This window comes from Nonomuraea lactucae, from assembly GCF_003313395.1.
Taxonomy (GTDB): Bacteria; Actinomycetota; Actinomycetes; order Streptosporangiales; family Streptosporangiaceae; genus Nonomuraea; species Nonomuraea lactucae.
Genome location: NZ_QNFZ01001059.1, coordinates 16,269 through 31,334, shown reverse-complemented (window position 1 = coordinate 31,334; position 15,066 = coordinate 16,269). Strand labels below are relative to the sequence as shown.

Below are 15,066 nucleotides of genomic sequence, written 5' to 3'. Positions count from 1 at the left end.
GCCCTCTTGGCCGGCCTCCACGGGGCCGGCCAAGAGGGCCTCCACGGGGCCGGCCGTCCAACGGCCCGCCCGGCGGCGCCGGCTCCGCCGTGCCGGTGCGGCCCCCGTGCGTACGCCTCGCCGGCTACGGCACGGTGAGGGTGGCGAATACCGCGCGGTGGTCGGTGCCGGGGACCGTGATCACGTTGACGTCCTTCACGCCCACCCGCCGGTCCACCAGCACGTGGTCGATGGTGATGATCGGCGGCACCCGCCTGTTCGCGGGCCAGGTCGGGATCAGCCCGGCGCCCACCTGGTCGGCGGCGTCCTTGTAGCCGCGCGACAGCACCCGCCGCAGCGGCGCGTGGTCGAGCGAGGCGTTGAAGTCGCCGGCCAGGACGCGGACGGCGTCCTCCGACGCGGGCGGCAGCGCCTCCAGCGCCCGGTGCCAGGTCGTCAAGCCTGGCCCCATCGGCGGGTGCGGGTGAACGTCCACGAACTCGATCGGTTTGCCGCCCGGCAGCGAGATCCTGGCCGCGGGCATGTTGTGCCCGATCTGCGGCATGAGCTCGGGAAGCGGCTGGAGGGGGTGCTTGGAGTAGAGCCCGCTCCCGGAGGCGTTCCACTCGTCCTGGAGCACCCGGTGGGGCATCAGGGTCTTCAGTCCGAGCGCGTCGAGTTCGTCGACCGCGCCGGTGGTCAGCTCCTGGGTGCTGAGCACGTCAGGGTCGAGGCGGCGGACCAGGTCGACGACGTGCCGCGCGTCAGCCTTGCCGAACAGCAGGTTGATGGTGAGCACTCTGAGCGGCCTGCCGGCCGTGGCGTCGGCGCCGCCGAGGGCCCGCGGGAGCACGCTGAAGCCGAGGGCCGTGGTCGTGAGCAGCGCGACCGCGGTCGCGGCCCGTTTGCGGCCGATCGCGGCGATCAGGAGAGGGACCAGCGAGCCCGCCGCCGCGTACGGCGTGGCGGTCATGAGCTGCGTGGGCAGCGAACCGCGTTCCAGCCCCGCCACCCTGGCCACGGCCCAGGCCGCGAACGGCGTGACGGCCATCCAGGTCAGCGCCGCCCCGGCGCCCTTGCGCCGCCGCCGTGCGGGGGTCACGATCGTGCCTCCGACCGGGCTCTCGGCAGAGATGTCCACGTGCCCCCCTCTTGGCCCCTCCCCGAGTAGTCCTCCCCGAGTAGTCCTCACGGAGAAGTCCTCACGGAGAAGTCGTCCTGGAACGGTACGGACTCTAGCCGGAGGCGCGTGAACCTGACATGAGCATCGCCCGGCCACGTGCGGCCAGGCGCCGGGTGGCCTCGTCGGACAGCTCGGGGATCTCGTCGACCGGGAACCAGCGCAGGTCGAGTGACTCGTCGCTGATCACGGCCTCGGCTCCGGCGGGCGCGACGGCCGCGTATTCGACGTCGAGGTGCCAGCTGTGCGGCGGATGGCACCAGACCTGGTGGCGGTCCAGCGCGAGCGGTCCGGGCAGCAGCTCCAGGCCTGGGATCCCCGACTCCTCCATGGCCTCGCGCAGCGCGACCTCGGCGAGCGACAGGTCGGAGGGCTCGCAGTGGCCGCCCATGGGCAGCCACATCCCGGCCTTGGGGTGCAGGGTCAGCAGCACCCGGGCGCCGTCGTGCGACAGGACGGCCGTGGTCGCGGTCAGATGGCCGGGCACGCACTCTCGCAGCATCGCGTCGTCGTGCGACCGCAGGTGGTCGAGGAACCGGGCACGCAGCAGCTCCTCCTCGGCGGTCGGCGCGGTCCAGCCGGACAGCACAGCCACCGCGTCGCGGTGCAGGCTCAACTCTTGTCGCCCTCGTCGTCCGGCTTGGACTCCAGCTGTGAGATGTCCCACGTGGAGTCGCCCCGGACGAACGCCTCCGGATCGTCGAGGTCGTCTGCCGTCGGCATGAGGTCGGGGTGCGCCCAGAGCGCGTCGCGCCCGTCGACCCCGCGCGCCTGCATCACGGCCCGCCAGAGCGCCGCCGCCTCGCGCAGCCTGCGGGGCCGCAGCTCCAGGCCCACCAGCGTGCCGAAGGTCAGCTCGGCGGGGCCGCCCGTGGCGCGGCGCCGTCGTACGGTCTCGGCCAGGGCGCCCGCGGACGGCAGCTTGCCCGCCGCGGCCTGGTCGACCACCGTGGCCACCCAGCCCTCTACGAGGGCGAGCGCGGTCTCAAGGCGGACCAGGGCGGCCTTCTGCCGCTCGGTCTCCTCAGGCTTGAGCAGGGCGCCGTTGCTGAGCACCTCCTGGATGGCCTCCACGTTGCCGATGTCGAGCCCGCGGATCTGCTCCTCCAGGGCCGAGGTGTCGACCGTGATGCCCCTGGCGTACTCCTCGACGGCGCCCAGCAGGTGGGAGCGCAGCCACGGCACGTGCTGGAAGAGCCGGTGGTGCGCGGCCTCCCGCAGCGCCAGGTAGAGCCTGATCTCGTCGGAGGGCTGCTCCAGGCCCTGGCTGAACGAGGCGATGCCGCCGGGCAGCAGCGCCGCGGTGTCGGACAGCGGCAGGCCGATGTCGGTGGTGCCGATGACCTCGCGGGCGAGGGAGCCGAGGGCCTGGCCGATCTGCTGGCCGACCATCATGCCGCCCATCTGCTTGAGCATGCCCATGAGCGGCCCGGCCACCTGCTGCGCCTCGGGAGGCAGGCCCACCCCGCCGATCGCGCCGCCCATGGTGTCGACCATGCGCTCGGCGACCGGTTCGCAGAGCTTGCGCCACACGGGAATCGTGTTCTCGATCCATTCGGACCGGCTCCATGCCTCGGGTGAGGTGACCCCGCTGGGCAGCGCGGTGGCCTCGTCGAGCCACAGGTCGGCCAGGCGCAGCGCCTCGACGATCTGGCGGCGCTCGCCCTCCATGACGCTGGGATCGCCCTCCGCGGCGACGGCGTGGCGGGCGATGTTCTTGGCCATGTCCCAGTTGACAGGGCCTGAACCCTGCGGCGCCGACAGCATGTCGGCGAACTGGCGCATCGCCTGAGCCATCTGCTCAGGGTCGCCGAACATGGCGAACGGGTTTTCGTTGGGGTCGTTTTCGCGACCTGGCAGGTCAGTCACCGCTCTACCTCGTGCAGGATGGAGGAGTCCACATCCGCCACGTTAGTCGTCCCACGGCGGATCAGTGCAAAGTGAGGACCTGGTGCCTACCTCGAAACGCCCGCGCCAACCAGTCGTCGCCATCACCGGCGCGGCCTCGGGGCTGGGCCGCGAGCTGCTCGCAAGGCTCGTAACCACCGCGGATTTCCGCAGGGTGGTGGCCATTGACGAGGAGCGCGGCGATGTCCAGGAGGCCACGTGGAGAGTGGTCGACGTACGGGATCCGCTCTTGGCGAACCGCATCTCCGACATCGACGTCCTGGTCCATCTGGCCGGTGACTACGCGATCGACTCCGACCCGCGGGAGCGCCGCGCGTACAACCTGAGAGCGGCGCAGACCGTCCTCACCGCCTGCGCGGCGGCGCGCGTGCGGCGGGTGGTGGTCGTCACGAGCGCGATGGTGTACGGCGCGGCGCCCGAGAACGACGTGCCGCTGCCCGAGAACTCCCCGGTGGCGGCCGAGCCCGACACCGGGGTCGTGGGCGACTACCTGGAGATCGAGGCGCTGGTGCGCCGGTCGCTGCGCAGCCATCCGGGGCTGGAGGTGACCGTGCTGCGTCCCGCGGCGGTCGTGGGCCCGGGGATCGACACGGTCATCACCCGTCACTTCGAGTCGCCCAGGCTGCTGACCGTCAAGGGATGCTCGCCGCGCTGGCAGTTCTGCCACGTGGACGACCTGGTCTCGGCGCTTGAGCTGGCCGCGCGGGGCGTGGTGACCGGTGTGGTCGGGGTCGGCTCCGACGGGTGGCTGGAGCAGGAGCAGGTCGAGGAGATGTCCGGCCTGCGGCGGTTCGAGCTGCCCGCCGGGCTGACGTTCGGCACGGCCCAGCGCCTGCACCGGCTCGGCATCACGCCCGCTCCGGCGACCGACCTGCACTACGTCGTCTACCCGTGGGTGGTCGACTGCGCGAGCCTGCGCGAGGCCGGGTGGAAGCCTGCCTGGACCAACGAGGCGGCGTTCGGGCAGTTGCTGGAGCTGCGCGAGAAGAGGACGACCGTGGTGGGCAGGCGCCTGCCGGTCAGGGAGGCCACGCTGACGGCCGCCGGCGCGACCGTCGCCGTCATCGGCACGGCGGCCATCGTCCGCCAGGTCCGCAAGAAGCGGCGCCAGTGAGGTCCCTGTGTCCGCAAGAAGCGGCGCCAGTGAGGTCCCTGTGTCCGCAAGATGCCGCGCCAGTGAGCCCCCCGCGTCGAGACTCCTGCGTCCCGCAAGAAAGCGGCGCCAATGTGCGGGCGGCGCTCCTCGGGATGTCGGTAGGCTCTTTACGTGGACGTCATCCGGTTGCTCGGCATACGTGACACTTCGCTCTCCGTGGACGAGGTGCTGGCCGCCGTCGGCGATCACGCCGCGGGCGGCACCACGATCTTCGTGGGCTCCGTACGCGAGCAGGACCACGGCAAGCCGGTGACCCGGCTGTCGTACTCCGCCCACCCCTCCGCCGCCGACGAGCTGCGCAGGGTGGCCGAGAAGGTGGCGGCCGACTTCCCCGTCACCGCGCTCGCCGCCGTGCACCGGGTCGGCGACCTGGAGCTCGGCGACATCGCGGTCATCGTCGCGGTGGCCTGCCCGCACCGGGACGAGGCGTTCAGGGCCTCGCGCAGGCTGATCGACGATCTCAAGGCCGAGGTGCCGATCTGGAAGCACCAGGTGTTCGCCGACGGGTCGTCCGAGTGGGTCGGCGCCTGCGAATAAGCTCATCTTCATGTCACGACGCGCCTTGACCCTGCTGGTTGCGGGCTTCCTCGTGCTCTCTCTCGGCATCGTGGGGGCGCTCATGAAGGTGCCGTACGTCGTGCTGAGCCCCGGCCCGACCGAGAACACGATCGGCGACGTCGACAAGAAGCCCGTGATCACGATCAGCGGGCGTCAGACCTACCCCACGAGCGGCGCGCTGAGCCTGGTCACGGTGGCCTACCAGGGCGGGCCGAGCAGCCGGATCGACCTGCTGACCGCGCTGCGCGGCTGGATCGACCCGAGCGTGGCCGTCGTGCCGGAGGAGACGATCTTCCCCGACACCCGCTCGCAGAAGGAGGTCGAGCGGGAGAACTCCGTCGAGATGACCAACTCCCAGGACTTCGCGACCGCCGCGGCGCTGACGGAGCTCAAGATCCCCTACGAGACCGTCGTCTCGGTCGTGTCCACCGACAAGGGCAAGCCGGCCGACGGCAAGCTGCTCAAGGGCGACGAGGTCAACGCGGTCAACGGCAAGCGGGCGGCCGACGTCGAGGGCGTCGCCGCCGCGGTCAAGGCGCTCAAGCCCGGTGACAGCGTGACCTTCAACGTCACCAGGGGCAAGGGCAGGCTCGACGTCACCGTCCCGACGGTGGGCGGAGCCGGCGGCAAGACGGTCGTGGGCATGGTCATGCAGGAGAAGTACAAGTTCCCGTTCGACGTCGACATCAACGTGGGCGACGTGGGCGGGCCCAGCGCCGGGCTGATGTTCTCGCTCGGCATCCTGGACAAGCTCACGCCGGGCGAGCTGACCGGCGGCAAGCACATCGCGGGCACCGGCACCATCGACCAGAAGGGCACGGTCGGCCCGATCGGCGGCATCGCCCAGAAGATGGTGGGCGCCCGCAAGTCCGGCGCCACCGTGTTCCTCACGCCGGCCGACAACTGCGCCGAGGCCGTGAAGGCCGTGCCCGAGGGGTTGCGGCTGGTCAAGGCCGAGACGCTGCACGGAGCGGTGCTGGCGCTCGACGCTCTGCGCACCGGCAAGGGAGCCGTGCAGTCGTGCGCGGGATGAAACTTCCGCCGTCCGCCGTACGTTAGTCGTAGGGCTGGCGCCGCGGTGTAGGTTGCCAGACACGGACCGTTTGTTCATCACGACGAGGGGTTGGCATTGAGCTTCCGGACCCCAGGAGCCGGCCGGGCGATGCGCTTGCCCCGCCGACCGAGACTGCTTCTGCCTGTCGCGATCGCGCTGGTGGCGATCGTGGCCTTGTTCTTCCTTTTCTCCGGCATCTACACCGACTACCTGTGGTTCGACTCGGTCGACTACACCTCGGTCTTCTCGAGCGTGCTGCTGACCCAGGTGGTGCTGTTCGTGCTGGGGGCGGCGCTGATGGTGGGCATCGTCGGCGGCAACATGCTGCTGGCCTACCGGATGAAGCCGACGTTCGGGCCCGCCATGTTCGGCGGCGCCAGCGGGGCCGACCGCTATCGGATGGCGCTCGACCCGCACCGTAAGTTGATCTTCATCGTCGGCATGGGCATGCTCGCGCTGTTCGCGGGCTCCTCGTCCGGCGGTCAGTGGAAGACGTGGCTGCAGTACGTCAACGGGCAGCCGTTCGGCAAGAAGGACGCGCAGTTCCAGATCGACATCTCGTTCTTCATGTTCGACTACCCGTTCATCCGGATGGTGCTGAACTTCCTGTTCACCGCCGTGATCATCTCGATCCTGCTGGCGGCGATCACGCACTACCTGTACGGCGGGTTCCGGCTGCTGTCGCCCGGCGTGCACGCCTCACGGGCCGCGCGGGCCCACCTGTCGGTGCTGCTCGGCGTCTTCGTGCTGCTGAAGGCCGTCGCCTACTGGATCGACCGCTACGGCCTGGTCTTCTCCGACCGCGGCTTCGTCAACGGGGCGTCCTACACCGACGTCAACGCGGTGCTCCCGGCCAAGAGCATTCTCGCGATCATCGCGCTGATCTGCGCCGTGCTGTTCTTCGCGGGCGTCATCCGGCCCGGCGGCATGCTGCCCGGGGTGTCCTTCGGCCTGCTCGTGCTGTCGGCCGTGCTGATCGGCGGTGTCTACCCGGCGCTGGTCGAGCAGTTCCAGGTCAAGCCCAACCAGCAGTTGAAGGAAGCGGCCTACATCGACCGCAACATCAAGGCCACCCGCGAGGCGTTCGGCGTCGACAAGACCGAGATACTGCCGTACGAGGCCCAGGCCGACCCGACCAAGGTCAAGACCGACGGCGACGCCTCCGTTACGGGTGTGCGCCTGCTCGACCCCGCGCTGGTCTCCTCGACGTTCGAGCAGACCCAGCGCATCCGGGGCTTCTACGGCTTCTCCGAGCAGCTCGACGTCGACCGCTACAACGACGGCAACGGCAAGCTCCTCGACCACGTGGTGGGCGTCCGCGAGCTTCTCGGCCCGCCACAGGCCCAGAGCAACTGGATCAACCAGGCCCTGGTCTACACCCACGGCTACGGCTTCGTCGCCGCGCCGGGCAACGAGGTCGACTCGGGCGGCCTGCCCGACTACGACGCCAAGGACATGCCGGTCACCGGCCCGCTGGCCACCTCGACCAAGCTGTCGGAGCCGCGCGTCTACTTCGGTGAGAGCCCCGCCCTCAACGAGTACGTCATCGCCGGGGGCAACCCCGGCAACCCGCAGGAGCTCGACTACCCGGAGACGGGCGGCACCGGGCAGAAGAACACCACCTACACCGGCAAGGGCGGCGTCCCGGTCGGCTCGTTCGTCAACCGGCTGGTCTACGCGGCCAAGTACGGCGAGAAGAACATCCTGCTGTCGGGTGACATCAACGACAACTCCAAGATCCTGTACGTGCGCAACCCGCGCGACCGGATCGAGAAGGTGGCGCCGTTCCTGACCCTCGACGGCAACCCCTACCCGGCGATCGTCGACGGGCGCATCACGTGGATCGTCGACGGCTACACCACCTCGAACGAATACCCGTACGCGCAGAGCGAGAGCCTGGGCGACATGACCCGCGACCTGGCCACCGACCGCCGCGTGGTCGCCCAGCAGCCCCGAGACAAGATCAATTACATCCGCAACTCGGTGAAGGCCACGGTCGACGCCTACGACGGCACGGTCACGCTCTACGGCTGGGACGAGCAGGACCCGGTGCTCAAGACCTGGAGCAGGGCCTTCCCCGGCGTCATCCGCCCGGCCTCCGAGATGAGCGCCGACCTGCAGGCCCACGTGCGCTACCCCGAGGACCTGTTCAAGGTGCAGCGCCACACGCTGTCGCGCTACCACATCACCAACGCGGCGGCCTTCTACAGCGGCCAGGACTTCTGGAACGTCCCGAGCGACCCGTCGCAGGGCAACCAGCAGGTCAAGCAGCCGCCCTACTTCCTGACGGCCACGATGCCGGTGGACAACGCCAAGCCGTCGTTCTCGCTGACCACGACGTTCGTGCCGAGGGAGGGCCCCAACCTGGCGGCCTTCATGGCGGCCGGCTCGACCGTCGGTGACGACTACGGCAAGCTGCGCATCCTGCGCATGCCATCCAACACCGCCATCCCCGGCCCCGGGCAGGCCCAGAACAACTTCCAGAACAAGTTCTCCGGCGAGCTGGGCCCGCTCGGCCTGGGCCAGGCCAACGTCAGATACGGAAACCTGCTGACCCTGCCCTACGCGGGCGGCCTCATCTACATCGAGCCCGTCTACGTCCAGACCAGGGCCGGCACCGGCCAGGAGCCCTACCCGATCCTCAGGCGGGTCCTGGTGGCGTTCGGCAACAAGGTGGGCTCGGGCGACAAGCTCGAAGACGCGCTCCGGCAGGTCTTCGGCGAGACCCAGCAGACGCCGCAGAACCAGCCCAACCAGCAGACCCAGCCCAACCAGCAGAGCACCGCGCTGACCCAGGCCATCACCGCGGCCCAGAAGGCCTACCAGGATGCCCAGAACGCCCTGAAGGCCAGCCCGCCCAACTGGGAGGAGTACGGCAAGGCACAGAAGCGCCTGGACGACGCCCTGAGGACCCTGCAGGGCCTCGGGGCCCAGGCGCCCACCGCCACGACGAGCCCGTCCCCGTCACCCTCCCCGACACCCACATCCAGCGGGTCTCCGTCGCCGTCACCCACGTCGACGCCGTAGGGCGGCACACAGCCGATTCGATTTGCCACTGCCCCGCGAGCCGGATAGTCTTTAGACACACACCGACGCGGGGTGGAGCAGTTCGGTAGCTCGCTGGGCTCATAACCCAGAGGTCGCAGGTTCAAATCCTGCCCCCGCTACCAGGTAAAAGGCCCTTCGGGAGATTATCCCGAAGGGCCTTTTACGTGCCCGGGTAAATCAAGCCCTCTCACCACCTGCGCGCGATTCTCGAGACCGTTAAGGGCGCTCGCGGGCCGTCCCCCGACCGAGGATCAGACGCGATACGCGGTCCTTTCCCGGTGGAGCGACGCGCGTAGGTCCGGAAGGTGCGCCCGATCCGATCACCGGTGTCCAGGTACGCCGTTGTGCGGGTGGGGCGAACGTCACCCTCCGTGATGACGATCGCCGGGAGCGGCCGGCCCTCGTCGGGCTGGAAAGTGATCCATATGCGTATTTCTTCGCAGAAGTCCGGGCTGGATGTCCCTAACGTGATGGGTGTTCGGAGGGAAGGGCCGCTCGGAGCAGTCCTGACCGCTAAGTGATACAGCCCGACGGGGAGAACACTGTGGGTAACATTCGTATGCTTGCCGCCGGCGTCGCACTGGCCGGCTCCATGGCCGTCGGTCTCGCCGCCGCGCCCGCCCAGGCGTCGGTCGCCGCGCCCGCCGCCACCGAGGTGGCCGCGTCCTCGGCCGCCCAGACGTCGACCACGTGGACGAGGCACTTCAAGTACTGGTCCCCCAACAAGGAGGGCTACTTCGAGGGCAAGGTGTACAAGCAGGGTGGCCACTACTACTTCACCGGCTTCCTGTGGGACGGCAAGCCCAAGCCCCAGGACTACACCTACGTCCGGTTCCGGTACTTCGACAAGTTCGGCGACAAGCACCTGGAGACCCACAAGGTGGTGAGCGGCAAGAAGTACTTCGCGCCCATCCGCATCAAGCACGACTTCGACCTCCGCGTGTGCGACGCCGGCAAGCTCGGCAAGCACTGCGACGGCGGGCACGACGTCTTTTAGTAAGGTTCGCGAAAGGCTCCGATACCAGACGGAAGGCCCTCCGGGAGATTGTCCTGGAGGGCCCTTTTCACGCTTTCCCTCAGCGGATATAGCGCGTGGTCATGCGTGCATTGACAGCCGGAAACACAGGTCCCGCTCAGGCCGTCATGGCCCGGGCGGAGATGGGCAGCTTCACGATCATCGTGAGGCCGCCGCCCGGTGTCTCCTCGGGGGTGAGCGTGCCGCCCATCGCTTCGGTCAGCCCTCGGGAGAGCGCGAGGCCGAGGCCGACGCCCGCGTGGTTGTCGCGGTCGCCGAGCCGCTGGAACGGCACGAACAACCGCTCGACCGCCTCGGCGGGGACGCCCGGCCCGCGATCGATCACCCGGATCTCGACCTGGTCGCCGTACCAGCTCGCGGTGATCAGCGCGTTCTCGCCCGGCGGGCTGTAGCGGACCGCGTTGGTCCACCTTGCCCGCCACCCAAGCAGGGCGAGCTCGCGCAGCGCGGTCAGGTTGCGAGGCGCTGTGGGCGTAGGCGTCCGCGTGCTGCTCGGGGCCGGAGAGGTCGCCCCCCACGCTCCGAGGTTCCGGCGCCACCGGACCGACGACTGTCCGTGGCGCCTGGCGCTGGAGCGGCTCGGCCACTCATCATCCACGCCCTGCCCGCAGTGTTGATCCGCCGGGTTCCAGCGACTCGGCGGATCCATGGCGCATCCAGGCGCGCTGATCCGCCTATCCCTGGGCTTGCGTGGACTCAGGCCGCTGAGGCTTGAACCAGCGGGCCTTCGGGCGGGGCCCCGGAGACGGTCCGTTGTCAGGCTCGACCAGGTCGATCGTGATATGCGAGTCGGCGGAGATGTGGAAAACGATGCCTTGGGCCGGAGCGAGCGTGATCCGGTCCTCGCTGAATCCCCGTCCGGACTCAACGGTATGCGGCTCGGGCGGCACGTAAGGTGTTCGGCCGATCTGAGGGTAGCCAACCCGTATCTCCGCCTGGGCGCCCGTGGCCGTGTTGGTGGCAACGTACCGGCCGGGGCGGATCAGTGTCGCCGCGAAGAGGTCGCCGTTGCGCAGCAGGTTACTGTCGAACTCAGGCCTCTGCTCGCCTTCCCGGGTGACGACCACCCGGTGGTGCGACTGGTGGGCGGACGAGGTAAATGCCACGTATCCGCTTATGCGTGTGTCCAGCCTCCGTTCATCGGGGTGGCGGCCAGGGATCGCAGCCAGATCTACGGTGATTCCCGCGACGACCTCGCCGGCATGCCGGGCCGTGGCGGCCTGGTCTGGCCGGGGCTCCTGGCTACCTGTCACGGTGAGCCACATCCGGTCGACCATGGCATCGTCGCGGAGCACGGCGACCTCGAATCGGCCGTCCTGATCGAACCGGTGGACCGTGACGGAGGTGCCAGCCGGTGTGGCGCTGTCGAAGCTCGTCTGTTCTAGCACAGCCCTGTTCACAACGATGGGTTTCATGCTCATCCTCCGATATCGGCTTCGACGACGACTTCGTCGTCGGTGACACGTGTGCCGACGAACTCCACCGGGAGGAGGACCGGGATGAGTGCCCCGTCGGCCGGCAGGATCTGCAAGGGATCCTCCACCTCGAACAGCGGATGATCCTCGGCGAGGTAGTCCGCGATCGCCGTCAGGATCAGGTCGAACAATCCCAGGCTGACACCCAGCAGGTCGGAGAGCCACTCTTCCAGGTCGTCACCGAAGTCCAGGATCGCCCGTACCACGTCGATTACGGGGCCGAGCAGCGCCTTGATCAGATCCTTGGCCCAGCCGGGCAGCGGGCCGAGCAGCGTGTCGATGGCGGCGTCGACCGCGGCCTCCAAGAGATCGCCGACGATGTCGGCGATGTCGAAGAGGTCGACGTCAAGGGTCACTGGATCAATGTAGAGCTGCCAGTGGTTCGGTATCCCGGCATCCCGGGCGTCCCAGTCGTTCATGGCGGGGGAGCGGGACGGATTCACGCTGTACTTGGTCAGCGGCGTCAGCGTCATGGAGATCTCGGAGGTGATGAGTCCGCCGATGTCAAGGCAGAACTCGATATCAGGATCGTCGCTGAAGACGCAGATGCGAGGTGCCCGCAGGAGACAGCCGCCGAACGGGTTGGGGATGATGCAGAACCCGCCGACGCAGATCTCAGGGATGTCAATGCCGAAACAGAGCCGCAAGGTATCGAACTTGACGTCCAGTTCGCTGACGCGCATCGTGTTGTCGCCGTGCAGGTCCAGAGTGCCGTCCTCAAGGTGAGCGGCGACCGCGTAGCTCACGGAGAACGGGCCGAAGTCCGCGCTGCCAGACGTGTCGAAGGAGAAGGTGTCCCGTACGACCGCGAAGGTGTCGCGGGTCGCGGGTTCGGACATCGCCGCCGTGACGTCGAAGGCGCCGGTACGCACCCTCGGTCGCGGTGTGCCGGGAATGACGGGTGGCGATGATCCGCCACCGCCACCGGGGGATGACGGTGTGACTGTGAGGTCGAGGAACACCTTGATCTGATCGTCTTCCAGCGCCGGATTGCTGGGAACCGTCGGCTTTTCGGGGGTGGGCTCGACAATGGCGGTGGCCAGCCCGAGCAGATCCTTGGTGAAGCGGATGACTGGTACGCTCAGCCGCGGCAACACCCCCAGCCGCGCCACGAACCTCAGGTAGCATTCGACGGCGTTCTCCAGTTCGGCCGGGGCCAGGTCGACGATCTCCAGCCCGTCGAGCTTGCCGAGGAGCCGCTGGTCCCCGGCCGCTCCGATGAAGTCGACGCCACCGATGGCGAACAGGTCCAGACAGAAGCAGGTCAGCCGCGAGGTGAGGATCCTCACTGGGTCCCCCTGCCTTCGGCCGGGGCTTCGCTGAGGCCGGGGCAACTGGTCAACGATCTCATCGGGCGGGCAGCCCAGCCCCGCGCACAACGTGGTCCGCACCGCGAACCGTTGCGGCTTCAGGTGCGGATTGAGTTCGCCGGGTAGGGCGATCGTGCCGGGACTGACGTCCACCTCGGCACGGGTGAGCTGCACGGCATACTCCATCTGGTAGGCGCCGCCGGTGAGCACCACGGGGAGCGGCGGCCCGATGGACACCAAAGGGTTGTCACGCTGCCGCACCACCGGATGCGCGTGCACCTTCGCGCAGAGGAGTTCCGGATTCTGGACCACCGCGGGACTGCCGTAGTTCACCAGTGACGGCCGCTGCCGGATGACGTGCCCGAGAACTCGGTTGATCCCGGTTTCGTGTACGGCGACGAAGAGGTCGCAGTTATCGGTGAGGGCCATGATTCTCCAGGGCATGGTTGCTCCGCGCACGGAGTGCTCGAAGAACGGTACCGGAACGGAAATACGGAACACATGGTCACAACACGGTGCTATTAGGTCCCCGAGCCCCGGCCTTTCCGTGCGGCTGAATGCTGCGACAACCTCGTTATTTCAGCAGAGCCCTACTGGCTACCTCCAAATTGGCAAAAAACATCAGAAAGAACAAGGGCTCATTCGAGCCGGCCTCGCGCCGGGGCCCCGGGTGCCACCGCTGCCTGGTGGGCGGGGCAGAGCGTCCGTTTCGCTCAGCTCCGCAAGCGTCTCGCGGTACGCGCGCAGCGTGGGCTCGGAGTGCCGCTCCGGCGGCGCCATCTCGCTGAGCTCGTACGCCCGGGACAGCACGAGAGGCGTCCGGTAGCCGGGCGGCACCGCCAGCAGATCGGCGATGGCCTTCTGATAGCCGCTGCCCCGGTCTCCACTCCTGATCACGCATGCCGCTTCGTCCAAGCGGATCAGCGTCGGATTGACGTACTCGGTCGCCGGATACAGCGCCAGTGCTTCGCGCTGCGCCTCCTGCGCATGAGGCAGGTGGTCGACCAGGGTGAGAACTGCTTCGCGGTGGAAGGCGAGCTGCCTGGTGGGATATCCGAAGGCGGAGTTGGCCAGGGCCTCACCGGCGAGCTTGCCGGCGATGTGCTCAGCGCGGTGCAGAGCGTGGAGCGTTCGGACCCGGTCACCCAGCCGCGCCCAGCCACGTGCTTCGGTGGCGGCCGCGATCGCGGCGCCGGCGCACATCGTCCGACCAGCTCGCCATTGCGCTTCGGTGGCCAAGGTGATGGCGATCTGCGGCGGCCGGTGATGGTAGAGGCTGACGATCGCCTCGCGGGCCCGTACCCAGCATTTGAGGGCCCGGTCGTCGGTCTCGTCGGCGGCGACCTGCGCGGTGGAGAACCAGTTACGGGCGTGCCGATGGTGACCAAGATCAGTAAGGATGTTGCCGACAAGAGCGGCTAATCGTGCGCTTATGTGGCAGATGCGGATTTGACTGTCAATAGCCTGTCGGTAGGCCGCATGATGTTGAAGGTCGGCGAAGTCCAATACGAGGTCGTCGAGGATCTCGCGAGGCGGGCGGTATTTGAAGGCGAGCCCGTACTCCTCGGCGGCGTTCTCCCATCGGTCGAGCGCGACGGCGCTCACGGTGGATGACGTGAGGATGGTGTCCATGTGCTGTCGTAGCAGGTCAAGTTGGTCCAGCGCGTTCACCGCCAGCCTCGGATACCCTCTGCGCAGGGCGGCGCGGACGGCCTCGCGCATGGTGTCTCGTCCGCCGTCGACCACGCTCCTGTCGTCCGACTGAGTGTGGGGCCGGGCACGGGCTGCTGGCCGGCGAATGGTGGCAGCCGAAACCGAGGCCGCTGGTCGCCCGGAATAGTCCTCGACCCAGCCCATCTGCACGGGGCCGGTGCGGTAAAGCCTGCAGAGCAGATCGCGGTAGTGCTCCCCCGGCCGGCCCGGCCCATTTTCGAAGTGCGTGAGCTGCTCACGGGTGAGCTTGCAAAATCCCAGGCCTTCCTCGCGGCAAAGAGCGTGGACCGCGTCGACGGCCTGCTGCACTCGCCATCCATGAGCGAGGCGATACGCCTTCAACGGCCGTACTCCGCAACAGGCCGTGATGTCAGCCACGAGGTCGTCGAACTCGATACTGTCCAGCTCCAGAGAACAGCCTCTGTCAATGAGGCGTTTGCGTTGCCGTCGGGCGCACGATGGGCTGTGTTGCTCGGGTCGCATGCTGACCACCTCCCGGCAGTGGGATAGCGCCGAGAAGATTATCAAGTTGTGCGAGTCGAAGCTCCACCTGGCATAGGCAGGACGAGCGCTATGAGAGCAATGCGCAAAGGAAATGTGCGGCTTTCTTGCTCCCAACGCCGTACGTGTGAGCGCCTCGCTCTTTACT

11 protein-coding genes, 1 tRNA gene and 1 pseudogene are annotated in these 15,066 nt (G+C 68.4%); 6 read left to right on the top strand and 7 right to left on the bottom strand.

Going from position 1 to position 15,066, the window contains the following annotated elements:
- Positions 1-124: 124 nt before the first annotated feature.
- The 3 genes from DQW85_RS41790 to DQW85_RS41780 form a co-directional block, all read right to left on the bottom strand.
- Positions 125-1,120 (bottom strand): endonuclease/exonuclease/phosphatase family protein, encoded by a 996-nt coding sequence (locus tag DQW85_RS41790; RefSeq protein WP_240197775.1) that lies wholly within the window; start codon positions 1,118-1,120, stop codon positions 125-127.
- A 94-nt stretch (positions 1,121-1,214) separates the two neighbouring features.
- Complete coding sequence (locus tag DQW85_RS41785; protein WP_113705267.1) at positions 1,215-1,775, bottom strand: NUDIX hydrolase; 561 nt, start codon at positions 1,773-1,775, stop codon at positions 1,215-1,217.
- Entirely contained in the window at positions 1,772-2,977 is a 1,206-nt protein-coding gene (locus tag DQW85_RS41780; protein WP_113705266.1) for a zinc-dependent metalloprotease, read from the bottom strand. Before DQW85_RS41780 ends, DQW85_RS41785 begins: the two co-directional genes overlap by 4 nt.
- Before the next feature lie 130 nt (positions 2,978-3,107).
- On the opposite strand from DQW85_RS41780, the gene DQW85_RS41775 reads away from it, so the two are divergent.
- The 6 genes from DQW85_RS41775 (at position 3,108) to DQW85_RS41750 (ending at position 9,880) form a co-directional block, all read left to right on the top strand.
- On the top strand, positions 3,108-4,181 hold the full coding sequence (locus tag DQW85_RS41775; RefSeq protein ID WP_113705269.1) for an NAD-dependent epimerase/dehydratase family protein: 1,074 nt from the start codon (positions 3,108-3,110) through the stop codon (positions 4,179-4,181).
- Positions 4,182-4,334: 153 nt separating this feature from the next.
- A complete protein-coding gene (locus tag DQW85_RS41770) occupies positions 4,335-4,760 on the top strand; it encodes a molybdenum cofactor biosynthesis protein MoaE (RefSeq protein WP_113705265.1) in 426 nt (141 codons plus the stop codon).
- Positions 4,761-4,770: 10 nt separating this feature from the next.
- A complete protein-coding gene (locus DQW85_RS41765; protein WP_113705264.1) occupies positions 4,771-5,814 on the top strand; it encodes a YlbL family protein in 1,044 nt (347 codons plus the stop codon).
- Between the two features lie 129 nt (positions 5,815-5,943).
- Entirely contained in the window at positions 5,944-8,862 is a 2,919-nt protein-coding gene (locus tag DQW85_RS41760) for a UPF0182 family membrane protein (RefSeq protein WP_113705263.1), read from the top strand.
- 66 nt (positions 8,863-8,928) lie between these two features.
- Positions 8,929-9,005, top strand: a tRNA-Met gene (locus DQW85_RS41755).
- A 422-nt stretch (positions 9,006-9,427) separates the two neighbouring features.
- Positions 9,428-9,880: a hypothetical protein gene (locus tag DQW85_RS41750; protein WP_162795806.1), complete on the top strand. Its 453-nt coding sequence runs from the start codon at positions 9,428-9,430 to the stop codon at positions 9,878-9,880.
- A 136-nt stretch (positions 9,881-10,016) separates the two neighbouring features.
- Here DQW85_RS41750 and DQW85_RS48455 read toward each other — a convergent pair.
- The 4 genes and pseudogenes from DQW85_RS48455 to DQW85_RS41730 all read right to left on the bottom strand — a co-directional run.
- A pseudogene (locus DQW85_RS48455) lies at positions 10,017-10,322 on the bottom strand (sensor histidine kinase); the annotation flags it as partial.
- A 271-nt stretch (positions 10,323-10,593) separates the two neighbouring features.
- Positions 10,594-11,334, bottom strand: a complete 741-nt coding sequence (locus tag DQW85_RS41740) for a hypothetical protein (RefSeq protein ID WP_113705260.1) — start codon at positions 11,332-11,334, stop codon at positions 10,594-10,596.
- A 2-nt stretch (positions 11,335-11,336) separates the two neighbouring features.
- Positions 11,337-13,133, bottom strand: coding sequence for a hypothetical protein (locus DQW85_RS41735; protein ID WP_113705259.1), 1,797 nt, complete (start codon positions 13,131-13,133; stop codon positions 11,337-11,339).
- A gap of 192 nt (positions 13,134-13,325) precedes the next feature.
- Positions 13,326-14,726, bottom strand: a complete 1,401-nt coding sequence (locus tag DQW85_RS41730; RefSeq protein ID WP_113705258.1) for an NsdA family TPR-like regulatory protein — start codon at positions 14,724-14,726, stop codon at positions 13,326-13,328.
- Between the last annotated feature and the right edge of the window lie 340 nt (positions 14,727-15,066).

Coding starts and splice junctions, on each gene's coding strand:
- DQW85_RS41780 (WP_113705266.1), bottom strand. CDS start 2,977: ATGTTCGGCGACCCTGAGCAGATGGCTCAGGCGATGCGCCAGTTCGCC.
- DQW85_RS41765 (WP_113705264.1), top strand. CDS start 4,771: ATGTCACGACGCGCCTTGACCCTGCTGGTTGCGGGCTTCCTCGTGCTC.
- DQW85_RS41760 (WP_113705263.1), top strand. CDS start 5,944: ATGCGCTTGCCCCGCCGACCGAGACTGCTTCTGCCTGTCGCGATCGCG.
- DQW85_RS41740 (WP_113705260.1), bottom strand. CDS start 11,334: ATGAAACCCATCGTTGTGAACAGGGCTGTGCTAGAACAGACGAGCTTC.
- DQW85_RS41735 (WP_113705259.1), bottom strand. CDS start 13,133: ATGGCCCTCACCGATAACTGCGACCTCTTCGTCGCCGTACACGAAACC.